We start from the raw sequence: 17,457 nt of genomic DNA on the forward strand, positions 1-17,457 counted from the left end.
CGATGCGCCTAAACCAAAGTTACATGCGGCTCAGATGGCCTCGCGGCCCTCGGTGTCGGACATGTCAAAGCCCAGGAATTTGGCCACGGTCTGCACGTCCTTGTCGCCCCGTCCGCACATGTTCATGCAGATCAGGTGATCCTCGGGCAGGTCAGGGGCGATTTTCATCACATGGGCCAGCGCATGGCAGGGCTCGAGCGCCGGAATGATCCCCTCGGTCTCGCAGCACAACTGGAACGCCTCCAGCGCCTCTTTGTCGGTGATCGAGACATATTGGGCGCGGCCCACCTCATGCAGCCAGGAGTGTTCGGGGCCGATGCCGGGATAGTCGAGGCCCGCCGAGATCGAATACCCTTCGAGGATCTGACCGTCATCATCCTGCAGCAGATAGGTCCGGTTACCGTGCAGCACCCCCGGTCGGCCTCCGGTCAGCGAGGCGCAATGCTCCATCTTAGCGTTCACACCCTTGCCACCGGCCTCGACACCGATGATGTTGACCGACTTGTCATCCAGGAAAGGATAGAACAGCCCCATGGCGTTCGATCCACCGCCGATGGCAGCAATGATCGTATCGGGCAGACGGCCCTCGGCCTTCATCATCTGCTCCTTGGCTTCCTTACCGATGATCGACTGAAAGTCGCGGACCATCGCCGGATAGGGGTGCGGACCGGCCACGGTGCCGATGCAGTAGAACGTGTCGCGCACATTGGTCACCCAGTCGCGCAGCGCGTCGTTCATCGCATCCTTCAGCGTACCGCGCCCGGACGTCACCGGGATCACCTCGGCGCCCAGCAGGCGCATGCGGAACACGTTGGGCGCCTGCCGCTGAACATCATGGGCGCCCATATAGACCACGCATTTCAGGCCGAACTTGGCGCAAACCGTGGCTGTGGCCACACCATGCTGTCCGGCCCCGGTCTCGGCAATTATCCGGGTCTTGCCCATACGGCGCGCCAAGATGATCTGGCCCAGCACGTTGTTGATCTTGTGCGCGCCGGTGTGGTTCAACTCATCCCGTTTGAGATAGATCTTGGCCCCGCCCAGATGTTCGGTCAGGCGTTCGGCGAAATAGAGTGGCGACGGACGGCCCACATAGTTGGCCCAGAGGTCATCCATCTCGGCCCAGAAGGTGGGATCATCCTTGGCCTTTTCATATTCCTCTTCCAGCGACAGGATCAGCGGCATCAGGGTTTCGCTGACGAACCGTCCGCCGAAGATGCCGAAGCGGCCCTGTTCATCGGGTCCGGACATGAAGGAGTTAAAAAGGTCGTTGGCCATGGTCGCGCCCTCTGTTGGGTTTTGTCTGTCCTAGAGCGCGGGGGCGGCAAGGGCAAGCCAAGGCATTTCGAAATGCCTTGGGAAACGCGGTTTTCAAACTGCATTCAAAGCCGCTTGTAAGCGGCTTCGGCAAGGGCTTTCAAAAGCCCTTGTCAGCGCACCATCCGAATGGGGTTGTCGTTACAGAAGATCACGAAATGGCGCCCGTTCTCAACCGCCTGAAACCCGCGTCGTTTAACCTCTCGGGCAAAGACTGCCCGTCCGACCAGCCGCTCGACATCGCGGACCTGCCGCTTGACGATACCGCCGCGCATCGCCTCGTTCGAGGCAAAGACCTGCGACAGCCAAAGTTCAGGGGTCAGGTGTTCCGGGAGCTTGGCCATGCCGCACTTTCCCCGGTCACAGTTAATGTCAGGTTAAGCCAGGGCCGCGTCCAGAAATGCACGGATGCGCCCGCTGTCTTTCACCCCGGGCGCGCTTTCTACTCCGGACGAAACATCGAGCTGCCGTGCCCCGGTCATGCGGATGGCTTCGACCACATTGTCCTGTGTCAGCCCCCCCGCCAGCATCCAGGGCCGCCGCCAGTATTTGCGGCCCGCAAGCAAGCGCCAGTCGAAGGACAGGCCATTGCCACCGGGCAGGTCCGAGTGTTTGGGCGGCTTGGCGTCGATCAGGAGCTGATCGGCCGCATCCGAATAGAGGTCGATCTGGGCCAGATCCTCTTCATCGGCCACGCCCACGGCCTTCATCACCGGCAGACCATAACGATTCTTCACCTCCACCACGCGCTCGGGACTTTCCGTCCCGTGAAGCTGCAACATGTCCAGCGGGACCGAGGCCAGAATGTGATCCAGCTCAGCATCCGTTGCGTTCACCGTCAGCGCCACCTTGGCCACGCCGGGCGGCACCTCGGCGGCCAGTTGGGCGGCCAGGGGCACATCAATGTAACGCGGGGATTTAGGAAAGAAGACAAGACCCACATAACGGGCCCCGGCCTCGGCCGCAGCACGCACATGTTCCGAAGCGGTCAACCCGCAGATCTTGACGCTGATGTCGGACGGCATGAGGGCCCTCAGGCGGCGGCATCGTCAAGGATCGCCAGAACCTCGTCTTTGCCTTCATTCTGCTTTTTCTTGAGCGACTTCACCTCGCGCTCAAGCCGGCGCACCTCGCGGTGCTTCACATCGGCCTGACGGCGATGCTTGTGTTCGCGCAGCCATTCCCAGATGAAACCGATCACCAGACCCGCCACAACCCCACCCAGCACAACCAGGAACAGTGGCAGCGCGATGGTGAAGTTGAACCCCAGCAGATCGGCCAGATCATCCGGCATCAGCTTGAGGGTGACAGAAGCACGGTTTGCCAGCGACACCGAGATCAGGACGATCCCCAGCGCCGCGAGGAAGGCATAGCGAATGTAACGCATCATGAGTTCAGGCTTTTCCGTTCAAACGATCCCGCAGCAGTTTGCCGGTCTTGAAGAACGGCACATGCTTTTCCTCCACATGCACCGTTTCGCCGGTTCTTGGATTGCGACCAATCCGCGCGTCACGCTGTTTCACCGAAAACGCGCCGAAGCCGCGCAGTTCGACCCGGTCACCCCGGGCCATGGCGTCGGTCACCTCTTCGAACACCGTGTTCACGATCCGCTCGACGTCACGCTGATAGAGATGCGGGTTTTCATCGGCGATTTTCTGGATCAGTTCAGAACGGATCATGTGCTGTTCCCCTCCCAAGGCAACGTGGTGGCGATGTGTTATTAGTCTGGGAGTATAGGAAAAAATCCGGTTCGGGGAAACGACGTGTGGTGCCGCTTTCGTCGGTTTTTTGGGCGGTTTGCGGGCGGATATCCACGACTCGGTGCCGCTCGGCATAACTTCGCCGTTGCCGCGACGCAGCAATGCGCCCTGCGACACGCACCCGGGAAGCCATTGATTCGGAACGCAAAGCGATGGCGTTTAAGGTCAGCGGTCAGCGGTCAGCGCGCGCCAGCGACAGACCGGCGCTTGAGGCCAAGTAAAACAGCCCGGTCAGCCGGTGCCGCAGCCGCCCCAGCCGCCGGATCGGCCGCCGCGCGGTCTGGGCCATGGCGGCCCAGCAGAGATCACCGCCAAAGATGACAACCAGATGGATCAGTGCAGCCAGAACCAACCCCTGCGACCCGGCGCTCACCGGCACGAATTGCGGCAGGAAGGCCGCACTGAACAGCAATGTCTTGGGGTTGATCAGGGCCATGCCCAGCCCCTGCCAGAACACCAGCCGGACCGGGCGGCGCGAGGCCGCGACCTCGGGCATGTCACGTGCGCCCTGCCGCCAGGCGGTCACACTGAGATAGAAGAGATAGGCGACCCCCACCCATTTCAGCCAGACAAACGCGCCTGCGGCGAGATGCAGCAAGGCACCAAGACCTGCCACCACCAGCACAAGCTGTAGCGCGATGCCCAGCGTGGTACCCAGAACGGTGATTGCACCAAAACGGAACCCATGCGCCAGCGTGTTGGCAATGATCAACGCCACGTTGGGTCCCGGGATGGCCACCAGAACAGCGGTCGCCACGATCAGCGCCAGGATCAGGTCAAGGGGCATCGGTTCTCTCCGTCGGCGGGCATGTCTTTGCCCGAGACTGACTTATACCACAGATGGCAGCCGTGATACCGATCAGAAACCGGCGAACAAAAAAGCCCCGCAGCCAGCGCTGCGGGGCCTTCCATTCCTTGAAAGCCGTAAGGCTTAGTCGCCCGACTTGAGCGCTGCGCCCAGGATGTCGCCCAGCGATGCGCCCGAGTCCGACGAACCGTACTGTTCCACGGCCTCTTTCTCTTCGGCGATCTCGCGTGCCTTGATCGACAGGCCCAGACGGCGGGTCTTGCTGTCGACATTGGTGACGCGGACGTCGACCTTGTCACCGACCGAGAAGCGCTCAGGCCGCTGCTCGGCGCGGTCACGCGACAGGTCCGAACGGCGGATGAAGGATTTCATGCCTTCGTATTCCACCTCGATGCCGCCATCTTCGATCGCGGTCACGTTCACGGTCACGATCGAGCCACGCTTCACGCCGCCCACGGCTTCGGCGAACTTGTCACCGCCCAGGGCTTTGATCGACAGCGATATACGCTCTTTCTCGACATCCACTTCCGAGACAACCGCCTGAACGACGTCGCCTTTGCGGTAGTTCTGGATGGCATCCTCGCCACGCTCGTCCCAGCTGAGGTCGGACAGGTGAACCATGCCGTCGATGTCGCCGTCGAGGCCAATGAACAGACCGAATTCGGTGATGTTCTTGACTTCGCCTTCGACCTGAGTGCCCTCGGGGTGCGTCTCGGCAAAGACTTCCCACGGGTTGCGCATGGTCTGCTTGAGGCCCAGGGACACGCGGCGCTTGGCACCGTCGATTTCCAGAACCATGACGTCGACTTCCTGGCTGGTCGAAACGATCTTGCCGGGGTGGACGTTCTTCTTGGTCCAGGACATCTCGGACACGTGCACCAGACCTTCGACGCCCGGCTCAAGCTCAACAAACGCACCGTAATCGGTGATGTTGGTGACGCGGCCCTTGTGTACCGAGCTCAGCGGGTACTTGGCGCCGACCAGATCCCACGGATCTTCCTGCAACTGCTTCATGCCCAGGCTGATACGGTGGGTTTCCTTGTTGATCTTGATGACCTGAACCTTGATGGTCTCGCCGATCGACAGGATTTCCGACGGGTGGTTCACACGACGCCATGCCATGTCGGTGACGTGCAGCAGGCCGTCAACGCCGCCCAAGTCAACGAATGCACCGTATTCGGTGATGTTCTTGACCACGCCCTCGACGGTCTGACCTTCGGACAGGTTGCCGATGACCTCGGCGCGCTGCTCTGCACGCGATTCTTCCAGGATGGCGCGGCGCGAAACGACGATGTTGCCACGGCGGCGGTCCATTTTCAGGATCTGGAACGGCTGCTTGAGGCCCATAAGCGGGCCAGCGTCGCGCACGGGGCGGACGTCAACCTGCGAGCCGGGCAAGAACGCAACTGCGCCACCCAGATCGACGGTGAAGCCACCTTTGACGCGGCCAAAGATTGCACCTTCGACGCGTTGGTCGTCGGCGTAAGCTTTTTCCAGACGGTCCCATGCTTCTTCACGGCGGGCCATCTCGCGCGAGATGACGGCTTCGCCACGGGCGTTTTCTGCGGCGCGCAGGTAAACTTCGACCTCGTCACCGACAGCGATTTCAGGGGCTTCGCCGGGATTTGCGAATTCTTTCAGATCGACGCGGCCTTCCATCTTGTAGCCTACGTCGATGATGGCCTGGCCCGCTTCAACAGCGATCACCTTGCCTTTGACAACGGTACCCTCTTCGGGCGTGTCCATTTCGAAGCTTTCGTTCAGGAGGGCTTCGAAATCCTCCATCGATACGTTTTGAGCCATGAGGTCTCAGGTTTCCTTTTCACATCGGTTTTTCTGGCCGAGCGGTTGTCTCCGCCGGTCTTGGGGTTGGTCCGGGCGATCCGGTTCATACCACAAAACAAAGAGGGCCGGACGCTCCCGACCCTGCTCGTCTCTTTCTTTTATGGCTCACATCGCCTTGTCGACGCGCGTGTCTTAGTCCGGGTTTCACCAAAAGGCAAGCCCGCTCATCAGGCGAGTTGCGGCATACCGCGCATATGCTAGGGTCCCGGCAGACGCGAGGGAGGATCGCGATGACCTTTGAAGAGGCGCTTGCCGTTCAGCCGCTCTGGGTGCGGATCTGGGTGATCTGGCTGGTCATCGGTGCCTTCGTCCTTCCGCTGGGGCTTCTGATCTGGCGGAACACTAGAATCGCCGGGCTGGTGACGGTCGCCGCCAGCGTCGTGGCCGGGATGGGCGTCCAGTGGATTTACGACCAGCTTGGCTATGTCCGCCTGATGGGGCTACCACATATCATCATCTGGGTGCCGGTTGTCATGTATCTCTATAGGCTGCAAAGCAACCGGGACCTGTCGCCATGGGCAGTCCGGTTGATCTGGGTCATCATGGCGACACTGCTGGTGTCATTGGCCTTTGATATTGTCGATGTAGGCCGCTACGCGCTTGGCGAGCGGGAACCGTTCTGAAAGGACCGACAATGACACCCAATTTCCTAGTTATTATTTCGGACGAGCACCGCAAGGACGCGATGGGCTGCGCCGGGCATCCGATTGTCAAAACGCCCAATCTGGACGCCTTGGCGGTGCGCGGGACACTGTTCGAGGCCGCCTATACCCCCTCGCCCATGTGCGTGCCGACCCGGGCGGCGCTGGCAACCGGCAACTGGGTGCACCGGACGGGACACTGGGACAGCGCCACGCCTTATGCCGGAGAGCCCCGCAGTTGGATGCGGCAGCTCCGCGATGCGGGGCGCGAGGTCGTGTCGATCGGCAAGCTGCATTTCCGCTCGAACGAGGATGACAACGGATTTTCGCAGGAAATCCTGCCCATGCATGTGGTGGGCGGTGTCGGCTGGGCCGTGGGGCTGCTGCGCGAGAACCCGCCGCCCTACGATGCGGCGGCGGAACTGGCGGGCGACGTGGGCACAGGCCCTAGCACTTACACCGATTATGACCGCGCCATCACCGAGGCCGCTGAGGCCTGGCTGGCCGATCCGGTACGGGGTGAACAGCCTTGGGCCGCCTTCGTCTCACTGGTCAGCCCACACTACCCGCTGACCTGCCCCGAGGAGTGGTCTGCGCTCTACGATCCGGCAGAAATGGACCTACCGGTGGGCTATGGTGAGGGTCTGCCGGACCATGAAGAGCTGCGTAACATCGTCGATTTCTTCAACTATGACGACTATTTCGACGAGCAGAAGATGCGCGAGGCCAAGGCAGCCTATTACGGTCTGACCTCGTTCATGGACGATTGCGTGGGCCGCGTGTTGCGCGCGCTTGAGGCCAGTGGGCAGCTTGAAAACACCGTGGTGCTCTATGTCTCGGATCACGGCGACATGATGGGGGATCAGGGGTTCTGGACCAAGCAGGTGATGTATGAGGCGAGCGCCGGCGTGCCGATGATCGCCGCCGGGCCGGGCGTGCCTGCGGGGCACCGGGTGAGCACCTGCACCAACCTCACTGACATCGCCGCCACCGCGCGCGAGGTCTGCGGCGTGGCCGATGACGCGGGCAATGCGGGTCAGCCCGGGCAGTCCCTGCGTGTCCTCGCCAACGCGCCCGATGACTCGGACCGCACGGGTTTCAGCGAATACCACGATGGCGGGTCAAAGACCGGCAGCTTCATGGTGCGTTGGGGGCGGTGGAAATACGTGCATTATGTCGGCCAGCCGCCGCAGCTGTTCGATCTGCAGAGCGACCCGCACGAGCAGGTGAACCGCGCCATAGACGGGGTGAACGACCCGGATATCCGCGCTGCCCTGGCCGAAGGCGAGCGCCGTCTGCGCACCATCTGCGACCCCGACGAGGTCAACGCCCGCGCCTTTTCCGATCAGCGCCGCAAGATCGAGGAACTGGGTGGCGAATCGGCCTGCCGCACCGCCTTTGTCTTCAACCACACGCCGACGCCCACCGAGCAGGATGAAATGCGCGAGGACTCGCCGCTGTAGCTCAGAGTTCCTCGCCCTTCTTCAGTAACTCTTCGATCAACGCCGCTGCAGGTCGCCGCCGTCATCGCCACCAAACTGCGCCGCGCCGCCGGAATAAATCGTGCCGCAGGTCTTGGCGATATTCACTGTCTGCGCGAGACCGACGATCCCTGCGACATCCCACACTGGAACTTCGCTTTAGTGTGCCACCAAAACCAATTTGAAACCCTAATAGCCACCCCTAAGGCAAAGGTTTAACGCTCTGCCCCTCATCTTCATCTCAAAAACACTCTCCGCGCGGAACGCAAAGAATTTCTAGAACAGTTGCAAATCCTTTACGCCGCACTGGATTTCGGCGAAGTTCGGCATGTTCTGAATCGCCACGGGTGCCGGTGCCGCGCCCGGTATCGCCACTGTCGGTTTCGCCGCCGCCTTGCCAAAGGCTGGTCGCTCCAACTCCCCTCGGATATCGAGCAGCAGCGTTTTGTGATCCGGCATCGTTTTGAGTATCTGGGCGAGGTCCACTTTCGCACCCTTCCACCACTGGAACCAAATCGGTTTCTTCAACGGCCGCAGACGATCGCGGATGCCAGTACCATATCCCGTATCATAGACCTGTTTGCCCAAAAGAACCGTCTGGTAAACGCGAAAGTTAAATAGCGTTGCGAACTCGATATCGTGTTCGATTGGCAGGCGGTTCTGCCAAAGATCCAGGTTCTCGGCCAACCGGTCCGGCAACTTCATCTCTGTACGCGCGTCGATCCAATATTGATCATCCGTGCGGTTGCCCAATCGATAGTGCAGACAGATGAAATCCAAGACCTCGTTATAGAGTTTATCCATCTGCCGGTTATAACTGTCCCTCAACGACGGCTCGATGTCTCGCGTCGGCAAGTGCTCGGCGAACCAGCGTATTGCATGGTCAATCATATGGATCGCGGTACTCTCAAGCGGCTCAATAAACCCGCCGGACAGACCGATCGCCAAACAGTTCTTGACCCAGGCATTGCGCACGCGCCCAACACGCATCGGGATCACGCGCGGCGTCAGGCCCTTGCCGCTGTCACCCAGCCATTCGAGGTATTCATCCGCCGCCTGATCATCGGTACGATGCGCGGACGAGTACACATATCCAGTGCCCACACGGTTGTAGAGCGGCACCCGCCATGTCCAACCTGCGCCAAGTGCGGTAGACCGTGTGACGCTTTCGATCTTGTCTGGATCGGGATGCTCGACCTGCAACGCCATGGCGCGATCGTTTGGCAAATAATCCGAGTAATCCAGAAACGGCTCGCCAAGTGCCTGGTTGATGATCAGTCCGCGGAACCCGGTGCAATCTACGACCATCTCGATGTCATGACGGCCTTTACGCTCCAACATCAGATGGCTGACGTTGCCCTGTTCATCCAGCTCAACCGATTGCACCTCATCCTGGATGTGTTCCACACCGCGTTTCGTGCAAACCTTGGTGAGCATACCTGCGAATTTCACAGCGTCCAGGTGATAGGCATAGCCAAAGCGCTGCTCGAATTCGGGCTGACCCAATTGCCGCGCGCCTTTGCACAGGCGGGCCAGATCATCGTGTGGCGAGATGGATTGGGTAAAATCCCGATCCCCATTGCCAAAGCGCAAGAAATACTCGGCAGCCTCCAAGCCCTCCAACAACTGGCCATGGGCAAAGGGGTTGACGTAATCAATGCGATTTCCCTTGGCGTCCTTGTTCCAATTGCAGAACTTCACACCCAGTTTGAATGACGCGTTGGTCTCGCGGAAAAAATCCCGTTCTGAAATGCCTGCCTGACGGAGCGTGACCGGCATGCGCGGCACCGTGGCCTCGCCAACACCCACGGTCGCGATATTGGGGCTCTCGATCAGGCAGATGCGCGGGCGATCCCTTTGCGCTGACGTGCGAGAAAACACCATTTCCAGGATCAGCGCGGTCATCCAACCCGCCGTGCCACCACCCACGATGGTGATTTTGCGCAAACGATTATTCATGTATTTCTGTCCCTGTTGGCTCGGGGGATTATATTGCTGCTTCCCCTTTTTAGATTTTGGGGTTTGTTTAGCAGCTTTCCCTTTTTGGCTTGAGGAGAACTATAACAGCTTTCCTGCGTCCAGCTAGAGCCTAAGACGCCCCAAGTCTGCATGCCCAACCGGCCCCGCGACCGACAGTGACGGACCCTTCGCCGCCGGGCTCCACACAAAACGCGAGGCATTCGAAGCAAACCCTGCCGCGGATCTTCCTCGGCACGGTGGCTCCCACGCGACAAGCTGGCATCAGGGTAAGCGCGAATGCCAAGCGTGTGTCAGATTTCTTCGCCTTTCTTCAGAAGTTCTTCGATCAGAGCGCGCTGCAGATCATGGCTGTCGCCCCCTCCGAATTCCGCCGCACCACCGGTGTACAAGGTGCCGTAGGTCTTGGCGATGTTCACGGTCTGGGCCAGACCCGAGATCAACTGGTCCTTGTCCAGTCGAGACAAGGGGTGGATGAACGCAGCCCATAAGGTACCATTGGCGATCGCGTATCGCGCATCCAGCGTACTGTCGAAATTCGCCTGCATCATGCGTTGCAGGTCCTCGGGCGACAAATCTGCGGCGCTGCCGATTGCCACCATCGCCCGCATTCGGTCCGCAGCGGTGTCTGTGACAACCAGCACCGTCACGTCCGCGACCGTCAACTCAAACCCCGGCCCAAGCGGTTGCGCCTCGGGGTCAAGTGCAAAAATGATGTTGCCCAGCCGTTCATAGGTCATCGGCGGCTCGGCTTCCTGCGCCGAACAAAGGCTGGCGAGCAGGGTCAGGACAAGGGCAAGTCGGATCATCGGCACGGCTCCCGGGTGGTGATCCCGCCAGCCTAGGATGCCAGCCACGCTCAGGCGATACACAGCTTGGTGAGCCAGCCCGTTTTGCCGTTCCCCCGCCGCTTTGAACGATCTGCAAGAAACTCTGGCGGATCGGCGATAACGCCCCCGGCCACCCCCTCCTACCTTGAGCGCATCGGGCCAGCAACGGTCCCGTCCTGAAACCCAGATTTGAAGAGGAAACCCGATGAAGTCCTTCGTTCTTACCGCCCTGATCGCCGCGCTGCCATTGGCCGCCGCGCCCGCCTTTGCCGCTGACGAGATCAACGTCTCGAACGGCATCTCCGCCGCCGGAGCGCCCTTGGCCGCCCATGGGGTGGATCTGGTCGCGCTGGTCAACAACGGCAACCCGGTCGAAGGGTTTGCCAACTACTCGTCCACCTATGACGGCGCGTCCTACTACTTTGCCTCGGAAGACAATCAGAAAGCGTTCGAGGCCAATCCGGCGGCCTACCTGCCCCAGCATGGCGGCTTCTGCTCGTACGGGGTGTCGGTGGGCAAGAAGTTCGACGGCGATCCGGATCAGTATGTGCTGGCCGACGGCAAGCTCTTTCTATTCCTGAACGCGGCCACCCGGTCTGCCTTTCTTGAGGACCTGACCGGCACAGCGAAAACCGCCGACGATCAGTGGGCCAAGATCAAGCACATCGCCGTCGGCGAACTGTAAGGTCCACCAAGTTGTCGGGGTGAGGCTCCAGGCCCGGCAACCACCCGCGAAAGATTACCCTTTCGCGGGCATCTTTGCTTCGACGGCGGCAATGGCGGCGGCCAGCGCCGACTCGATGCTCAGGTCTGACGTGTCGAGCAAGACCGCATCCTCGGCTGGCTTCAACGGCGCCTCGCTGCGATCCATGTCCCGCGCGTCGCGCTCCCTGACATCGGCCAGCACCTGCGCGCGGTCCACATCCCCGCCTCTGGCACTGAGTTCCAGATAGCGCCGCTCGGCCCGCACCTCGGCACTGGCCGTCACGAACAGCTTCACCTCGGCCTCGGGGCAGATCACTGTCCCGATATCGCGCCCGTCCAGAACCGCCCCGCCCGAGCGCCGCGCAAAGGCGCGCTGGAAATCCACCAACGCCGCGCGGACCTCGGCGATCACCGCCACTTTCGACGCCGCCTGCGCCACGTCCGCCGAGCGCAGATCCTCGCGCTCCAGATCCTCCGGCATCAATGCCCGAGCCGCATCGACCGGCTGTTCGCCATCCAGCATCCGGCGGCCCACCACCCGGTAAAGCAGGCCGGTATCCAGATGCGCCAGCCCGAAATGCGCGGCGACCCCTTTCGAGATCGTACCCTTCCCTGCCGCTGCCGGGCCGTCGATGGCTACGGTAAATCTCATCATCTTCTCCGGAAAATCTGCACGGGTAAGGCCTTAGCAACAGGGTGAACGGAAAGGAACCGAAAATGCGACTTACCCTGCTGCACCCACCTCACACCGCGATCGGAAGCCGAATCCCGAAAGAGAACCTGCCCCCGTTTGGCCTGCTCTGTATCGGCGGACCACTGATCGATGCCGGGCATCAGGTCTCACTGGTCAACGCAGATCTCGGTCCGATGCGTTTGGCGGAATGCATCGACGCTGTTCTTGAAACCGATCCGGACGCGATCCTGATCGGCCATTCCGGATCAAGCTCTGCCCACCCGACCGCTCTTGAACTCTCCGTCATGATCCGAGCCGTCAGACCCCGGGTGAAGATCATCTATGGCGGCGTCTACCCCACCTATCATTGGAAAGACGTGCTGCAGGAGAGTGATGCCATCGACATCATCATCCGAGGTGAGGGCGAGGCCACAACACCGGCTGTCATCGCAGCGCTGGAAACCGCGAGCGATCTCTCGGCAATCCCCGGCATCGCCTACCGCGACGACACAGGCCAAATCCGCGCGACCGCGCCCGCGCCGGTTCTCACCGATCTGGATGCGCACAGGGTCGGGTGGGAACTGATCGATTTCGACGACTATTCCTATTGGGGCGGGCTGAAATCGGTGATCCTGCAGTTTTCACGCGGCTGTCCGCATCTGTGCAACTACTGCGGTCAGCGCGGTTTCTGGACCCGCTGGCGACATCGCGATCCGGTGAAACTGGCCCGCGAAATCGCCTGGCTGGTGCGTGAACAAGGCGTCGAACTGGTCAATCTTGCCGACGAAAACCCCACATCCTCTCGCCGCAAATGGAAAGCCTTTCTTGAGGCGCTGATTGAAGAGAACGTCAAGGTCACGCTGATCGGATCGACCCGCGCCGATGACATCGTGCGCGATGCGGACCTGCTGCCGCTCTACAAGAAGGCTGGTGTTCTGCGGTTCCTGCTTGGGCTGGAAAGCACGGATGAAGCAACGCTGCGAAAGATCCGGAAAGGCGGAACCACGACCAAGGACCAGCAGGCCATTCGGCTGCTGCGAAACCACGGCATGATCGGGCTATGCACATTCGCCGTCGGGTTTGCGGACGAACGCGACCGGGATTTTCTGAAGATCCTGCGCCAGCTCATCCGTTACGATCCAGATCAGATCATGTCGATCTACGCGACCCCTCACCGCTGGACCCCGTTCTTCGGAACGGTGCGCGATCGTCAGGTCATTCAGCCCGACCTGCGCCGCTGGGACTACAAGCATCAGGTCGTCGAAACACCGCATATTCCGGCATGGAGGGTCTTTTTCTGGGTGAAATCAATTGAGGTCGCAGTGACCCTGCGTCCCCGCAACATCTGGCGGCAACTGACCCGGACCGACCCGGACCTGAGGCATGCCATGCGCTGGGACAGCCGCATGGGCCGCCGGGTAATCCTGCATGAGGTCTGGCAGTTTCTATTTCGGACCCGCCGCAGCAGATCGGGCACCGTAGCAGAGTTCTTGGGCGGAGCCGAACAACTGCCTGAAAATGCGATGGCCCGACAGTCGCACAAATGAACCCGTCAGTTGCGGATCAGTTTCGCGCCCAGACCGGACATCAGCGGCTCGAAGATCGGGAAAGAGGTCGCGATCGGGCCACCATCATCCACCGAAACCGGCGCCTTGGCGCCCATTCCCAACACCATGAAGGACATGGCGATCCGGTGGTCCAGAAAGCTCTCGCAGGTGGCGCCACCGGGCACCTGCCCGATGCCCAGCCCCTCGACCGTCCACCAGTCATCGCCCTCTTCGACCGTCACACCATTGGCACGCAGGCCGTGGGCCATGGCGTCGATGCGGTCGCTTTCCTTGACGCGCAACTCCTTGACTCCGCCCATCATCGTGGTGCCGGTCGCATTCGCGGACACCACCGACAGCACCGGGTATTCGTCGATCATCGAGGCCGCACGCTCGGGCGGCACGGTGATGCCCTTCATGTCGGGCGAATAGCGCGCGCGCAGGTCGGCCACAGGCTCGCCGCCTTCTTCGCGCATGTTCTCAAAGGTCAGATCCGCACCCATCTCCTGCAGCGTGTAGTAGAGACCGGCCCGGGTCGGGTTGAGACCGATATTCGGCACCAGCACATCCGATCCCGGTGTGATCAAAGCGGCGCAGACCGGAAAGGCGGCGCTGGACGGATCGCGCGGCACCGCGATCTCCTGCGGCTTCAACTCAGGACGCCCGGTCAGGGTGATCACCCGACCCTCGTCGGTCTCCTCGACCGTGATCTCGGCGCCAAAGCCCGCCAGCATCCGCTCCGAGTGATCACGGGTCGCTTCCTTCTCGATCACCACCGTCTGGCCCGGCGCATTGAGCCCCGCCAGGAGGACGGCGGATTTCACCTGCGCCGAAGGCACCGGCACCTCGTAACGCACCGGCACCGGATCGGCGGCCCCCACGATGGTCATCGGCAGCCGCCCGCCCGTGCGGCCCACCGATCGCGTGCCGAACAGCGCCAGCGGATCGGTCACCCGCGCCATCGGGCGCCCGTTCAGGCTCACATCCCCGGTAAAGGTCGCGGAAATCGGAGAGGTCGCCATCGCCCCCATGATCAGCCGCACGCCCGTACCCGAATTGCCGCAATCGATCACCTGATCCGGCTCGGCAAAGCCGCCGACACCAACTCCATGCACCGACCAATTGCCACCCCCATGATCGACCACCTCGGCGCCAAAGGCCTGCATCGCCTTGGCCGTGTCCAGCACATCCTCGCCTTCAAGCAGGCCCGAGATCTTGGTCTCGCCCACCGCCATCGCGCCCAAGATCAGCGACCGGTGCGAGATCGACTTGTCGCCGGGCACCTCCGCCGTGCCGGTCAGCGGGCCACAGGGATGCGAGGTCATCGGGATGGGCGTGCCGTGTCCGGACATGGGGGCTCCTTTTGCGCTATCATCACAGGCCGATTAGCGAATTGACACCACAGGGTCCAGCACCAAAGCCCCAGCCGCTTCTTCTTGCCTATAAATACGCATATCCCGCCATGCCCACTGGGCACACCGTCAGGCAGAATCACAACAGTCCCGTTGCTCAACCGGCGCGACGGAAGGTCAGATAATGCGGCACGCGCCCCTCGCGCAGAGCTTTCTGCTCGTACCGGGTCGAAATCCAATCATCCCAAGGCGCGCGCCAATCCGAGGGGCGTTCGGCCAACCACTCGAGCCCGGCCTTTGGCACCTCTTCCAGCGTCTGGCGCACATAATCGGGAATATCCGTCGCCACCCGAAAGATCGCGCCGGGTTTCAGCACCCGGGCCAGAGGTTCCAGATGCTCGGGCGTCACGAACCGGCGGCGGTGATGGCGTTTTTTGGGCCAGGGGTCTGGATAGAGCAGGAACGCGCGCGAGATGCTCTGATCGGGCAGAACATCGAACAGATCGCGCGCATCGCCGGGATGAACCGCCAGATTGCTGACGCCGGCGCGGCGGATCTTGCCCAGCAGCATGGCGACGCCGTTGATATAGGGCTCGGCGCCGATGATGCCGATATCGGGATTGCTTTCGGCCTGATGCACCAGATGCTCACCGCCTCCGAACCCAACCTCGAGCCACACGGGCCGCCCCCCGAACAGCCCCTCCAGATCCAGCGGCCTGCGCTCGGGGTTGCTGTCCCAATCGACGGCGCCGGGCGAGAGCGTGGCCAGATCCTCATCCAGATAGGTCTTCTGGCTCTGTTTCAGGGATTTGCCCTTAACGCGGCCGTAGAAGTTGCGTCGGGGTCTTTGAGGATGGTTGGTGTTCATGCGCACGGCCCATAGATGTTTAGGTCTCAAGAGGCAAGCCGGTGTCCTGTTCGATCCCCAAAATACCCCTACCGGTCCTGCGAGCTCAACTCATACCCCATGTCCTGCAACACGTCGCCGCAGCGGGTCTCGAAAGCCGCAATATCCTCGGGTGACATCTCATCAAGGAATGCCCCGGACACCCCCCGCCGGACGAACATCGCATCCTTTGGCCAGACCTTGTTGTCCCAGCCCTGTTTCTTTTCGCGCTTTTGCATCCGGGAAAAGGACGAAGTGGAAATGACCTGCGCCAGCCGCTCGTCGTCGCAATTTATATCCAAAAATTTGGCGACACGGCGCAGCTGCGGCTGGGGATCGCTCAGAAGGTCTTCGTAGCGCATCGTCAGAATCTCGGCACCGTGCGGATTTGTCCTCCAGCTTTTGGTGTGTTCCCACCAGTTCGAGTAGACCTTGTCGGTCTCGCCCATCAAATCGGATATGCCGCCGGTATAGCCCAGGGCCTTTCGAAAATGCCAATACGAGACAAGCGCGTCCCGCCCATCCCGGACTAGATGAATGACGCGCCGAAATTGAGGCTGCGGCGTGTGATGAGATTTGAAGGCCATGGTGTCGGACATAACCACGCCCGTACGGTTCTGATGCAGATCCGGAACCAGTGTCTGGATCAGACGATCCGGTGCGTTGGAGCTGTCCACACCATATTGCAAGCCGGCGACGAGGCATTGCATCCACGTATTGCCGGATTTCGGCCAGGCAGCGATCACCACATCACTGTCACGAACCGCCTCTGCGTCAAACCGCGCCAGCCCGTATTGCCGAAAGGTTCTGGCATCGAGCCGCACCTTTGCCTGCCTCAGCAGCCGTCTTAACCCCATGAGTGCCGTTTCCCCTTGTCAAAATCGCGCTAGCGCATCGCATGGCGCTGAACGCCGGGCAAGAGCTGGGGATTTCAACCAATCTCGTCAAGGTAAGATAACTTACCAAGCTTCATTCGGGCCATTTGCCGCACGCACCCGGCAAATGGCTTGCAGCAATCCGTCCATTGGACCGGAGCACGGCCTCAGAGATTCCCGATATCCTAGAGCGACGGTACGCAATACCTGCCAAGAAAACAGGCGATCCTCGCCATATTAGGTCTCTATCTCGCCAAAAACTCGGACAGGAAATCCTCGACCTGCCGCCGCGACGTCAGCACACGGACGTTACGACAGCCCCGCCAGTCGTCGATAAACCGAAGCGCGCGAAGGCGTCCGTTGCGGTCGTAGCTCCAGCAGAATTCGAGAAATGCGCGATCAAAGCGCTCGGGGCAGTTCGGCCCCATATCCGGCCGGGTGCGGCCATGGTAACGCAGCGATCGCCACAGAACCCGCCACATGCGCAACACGCGGGGCATATCGAGGAACAGGATCAGATCGGCACGTTCCGCCCGGTACTCCATCGAGGAGGAGTGGTTGCCCTCAAACACCCATTCCGGGCGGTCGGCAGCTTCCTTTGCCAGGCGCATTGCTTCGGTCTTGTCACGCTCGACCCAATCGCCTAGCCAGTAGATCGGATCCATGTGCACCACCGGAAGGCCCAGCTGTGCGCCAAGTTTCCGGCCAAGCGTGGACTTGCCCGAGCCCGGCCCGCCGATGACCATGATCCTCTGCATCA

At 61.2% G+C, this 17,457-nt stretch carries 19 protein-coding genes; 4 read left to right on the forward strand and 15 right to left on the reverse strand.

All coding sequences use genetic code 11. The features are described 5' to 3' along the window. Positions 1 to 30: 30 nt before the first annotated feature. The 7 genes from trpB to rpsA form a co-directional block, all read right to left on the reverse strand. Positions 31 to 1,278, reverse strand: a complete 1,248-nt coding sequence (gene trpB, locus GOX53_RS12400) for a tryptophan synthase subunit beta (protein WP_171176759.1) — start codon at positions 1,276 to 1,278, stop codon at positions 31 to 33. A gap of 152 nt (positions 1,279 to 1,430) precedes the next feature. Further along, positions 1,431 to 1,661, reverse strand: a complete 231-nt coding sequence (locus GOX53_RS12405) for an N-(5'-phosphoribosyl)anthranilate isomerase (RefSeq protein ID WP_171176761.1) — start codon at positions 1,659 to 1,661, stop codon at positions 1,431 to 1,433. 33 nt (positions 1,662 to 1,694) lie between these two features. Beyond that, a complete protein-coding gene (locus GOX53_RS12410) occupies positions 1,695 to 2,342 on the reverse strand; it encodes a phosphoribosylanthranilate isomerase (protein ID WP_171176763.1) in 648 nt (215 codons plus the stop codon). A gap of 8 nt (positions 2,343 to 2,350) precedes the next feature. Next, entirely contained in the window at positions 2,351 to 2,704 is a 354-nt protein-coding gene (locus tag GOX53_RS12415) for a lipopolysaccharide assembly protein LapA domain-containing protein (RefSeq protein ID WP_171177217.1), read from the reverse strand. Between the two features lie 7 nt (positions 2,705 to 2,711). Continuing rightward, positions 2,712 to 2,996: an integration host factor subunit beta gene (ihfB, locus tag GOX53_RS12420; RefSeq protein ID WP_171176765.1), complete on the reverse strand. Its 285-nt coding sequence runs from the start codon at positions 2,994 to 2,996 to the stop codon at positions 2,712 to 2,714. 253 nt (positions 2,997 to 3,249) lie between these two features. Beyond that, positions 3,250 to 3,864 (reverse strand): LysE family translocator, encoded by a 615-nt coding sequence (locus tag GOX53_RS12425; RefSeq protein WP_171176767.1) that lies wholly within the window; start codon positions 3,862 to 3,864, stop codon positions 3,250 to 3,252. Between the two features lie 144 nt (positions 3,865 to 4,008). Next, a complete protein-coding gene (gene rpsA / locus GOX53_RS12430) occupies positions 4,009 to 5,688 on the reverse strand; it encodes a 30S ribosomal protein S1 (RefSeq protein ID WP_171176769.1) in 1,680 nt (559 codons plus the stop codon). A gap of 272 nt (positions 5,689 to 5,960) precedes the next feature. On the opposite strand from rpsA, the gene GOX53_RS12435 reads away from it, so the two are divergent. Next, entirely contained in the window at positions 5,961 to 6,353 is a 393-nt protein-coding gene (locus GOX53_RS12435) for a hypothetical protein (protein WP_171176771.1), read from the forward strand. An 11-nt stretch (positions 6,354 to 6,364) separates the two neighbouring features. Beyond that, complete coding sequence (locus GOX53_RS12440) at positions 6,365 to 7,834, forward strand: sulfatase-like hydrolase/transferase (RefSeq protein WP_171176773.1); 1,470 nt, start codon at positions 6,365 to 6,367, stop codon at positions 7,832 to 7,834. A 36-nt stretch (positions 7,835 to 7,870) separates the two neighbouring features. Here GOX53_RS12440 and GOX53_RS30130 read toward each other — a convergent pair whose 3' ends face one another. The 3 genes from GOX53_RS30130 to GOX53_RS12450 all read right to left on the reverse strand — a co-directional run bounded on the left by GOX53_RS30130 (position 7,871) and on the right by GOX53_RS12450 (position 10,638). Continuing rightward, positions 7,871 to 7,999, reverse strand: a complete 129-nt coding sequence (locus tag GOX53_RS30130; RefSeq protein ID WP_256415871.1) for a hypothetical protein — start codon at positions 7,997 to 7,999, stop codon at positions 7,871 to 7,873. Between the two features lie 129 nt (positions 8,000 to 8,128). Next, complete coding sequence (locus GOX53_RS12445) at positions 8,129 to 9,811, reverse strand: tryptophan halogenase family protein (RefSeq protein WP_171176775.1); 1,683 nt, start codon at positions 9,809 to 9,811, stop codon at positions 8,129 to 8,131. 311 nt (positions 9,812 to 10,122) lie between these two features. After that, positions 10,123 to 10,638, reverse strand: a complete 516-nt coding sequence (locus tag GOX53_RS12450; RefSeq protein ID WP_171176777.1) for a hypothetical protein — start codon at positions 10,636 to 10,638, stop codon at positions 10,123 to 10,125. A gap of 226 nt (positions 10,639 to 10,864) precedes the next feature. On the opposite strand from GOX53_RS12450, the gene GOX53_RS12455 reads away from it, so the two are divergent. Beyond that, complete coding sequence (locus GOX53_RS12455; protein ID WP_171176779.1) at positions 10,865 to 11,344, forward strand: YHS domain-containing (seleno)protein; 480 nt, start codon at positions 10,865 to 10,867, stop codon at positions 11,342 to 11,344. 54 nt (positions 11,345 to 11,398) lie between these two features. Here GOX53_RS12455 and GOX53_RS12460 read toward each other — a convergent pair whose 3' ends face one another. Further along, on the reverse strand, positions 11,399 to 12,016 hold the full coding sequence (locus GOX53_RS12460; protein ID WP_171176781.1) for a d(CMP) kinase: 618 nt from the start codon (positions 12,014 to 12,016) through the stop codon (positions 11,399 to 11,401). Between the two features lie 65 nt (positions 12,017 to 12,081). Here GOX53_RS12460 and bchE point away from each other — a divergent pair, with 65 nt between their 5' ends. Then, positions 12,082 to 13,584, forward strand: a complete 1,503-nt coding sequence (bchE, locus tag GOX53_RS12465; protein ID WP_171176783.1) for a magnesium-protoporphyrin IX monomethyl ester anaerobic oxidative cyclase — start codon at positions 12,082 to 12,084, stop codon at positions 13,582 to 13,584. 5 nt (positions 13,585 to 13,589) lie between these two features. Here the strand turns inward: bchE and aroA are convergent, their stop codons facing one another. The 4 genes from aroA to GOX53_RS12485 all read right to left on the reverse strand — a co-directional run bounded on the left by aroA (position 13,590) and on the right by GOX53_RS12485 (position 17,455). Continuing rightward, positions 13,590 to 14,936: a 3-phosphoshikimate 1-carboxyvinyltransferase gene (gene aroA, locus GOX53_RS12470; RefSeq protein WP_171176785.1), complete on the reverse strand. Its 1,347-nt coding sequence runs from the start codon at positions 14,934 to 14,936 to the stop codon at positions 13,590 to 13,592. Between the two features lie 157 nt (positions 14,937 to 15,093). Further along, the gene (gene trmB, locus GOX53_RS12475) at positions 15,094 to 15,804 is read right to left on the reverse strand and encodes a tRNA (guanosine(46)-N7)-methyltransferase TrmB (RefSeq protein ID WP_171176787.1); all 711 of its coding nucleotides are present in this window, start codon (positions 15,802 to 15,804) and stop codon (positions 15,094 to 15,096) included. 68 nt (positions 15,805 to 15,872) lie between these two features. Beyond that, positions 15,873 to 16,679, reverse strand: a complete 807-nt coding sequence (locus GOX53_RS12480) for a sulfotransferase domain-containing protein (protein ID WP_171176789.1) — start codon at positions 16,677 to 16,679, stop codon at positions 15,873 to 15,875. 263 nt (positions 16,680 to 16,942) lie between these two features. After that, on the reverse strand, positions 16,943 to 17,455 hold the full coding sequence (locus GOX53_RS12485; RefSeq protein ID WP_171176791.1) for an AAA family ATPase: 513 nt from the start codon (positions 17,453 to 17,455) through the stop codon (positions 16,943 to 16,945). Positions 17,456 to 17,457: the final 2 nt, after the last annotated feature.

The organism is Ruegeria sp. HKCCD8929 (assembly GCF_013031405.1).
GTDB lineage: Bacteria > Pseudomonadota > Alphaproteobacteria > Rhodobacterales > Rhodobacteraceae > Ruegeria.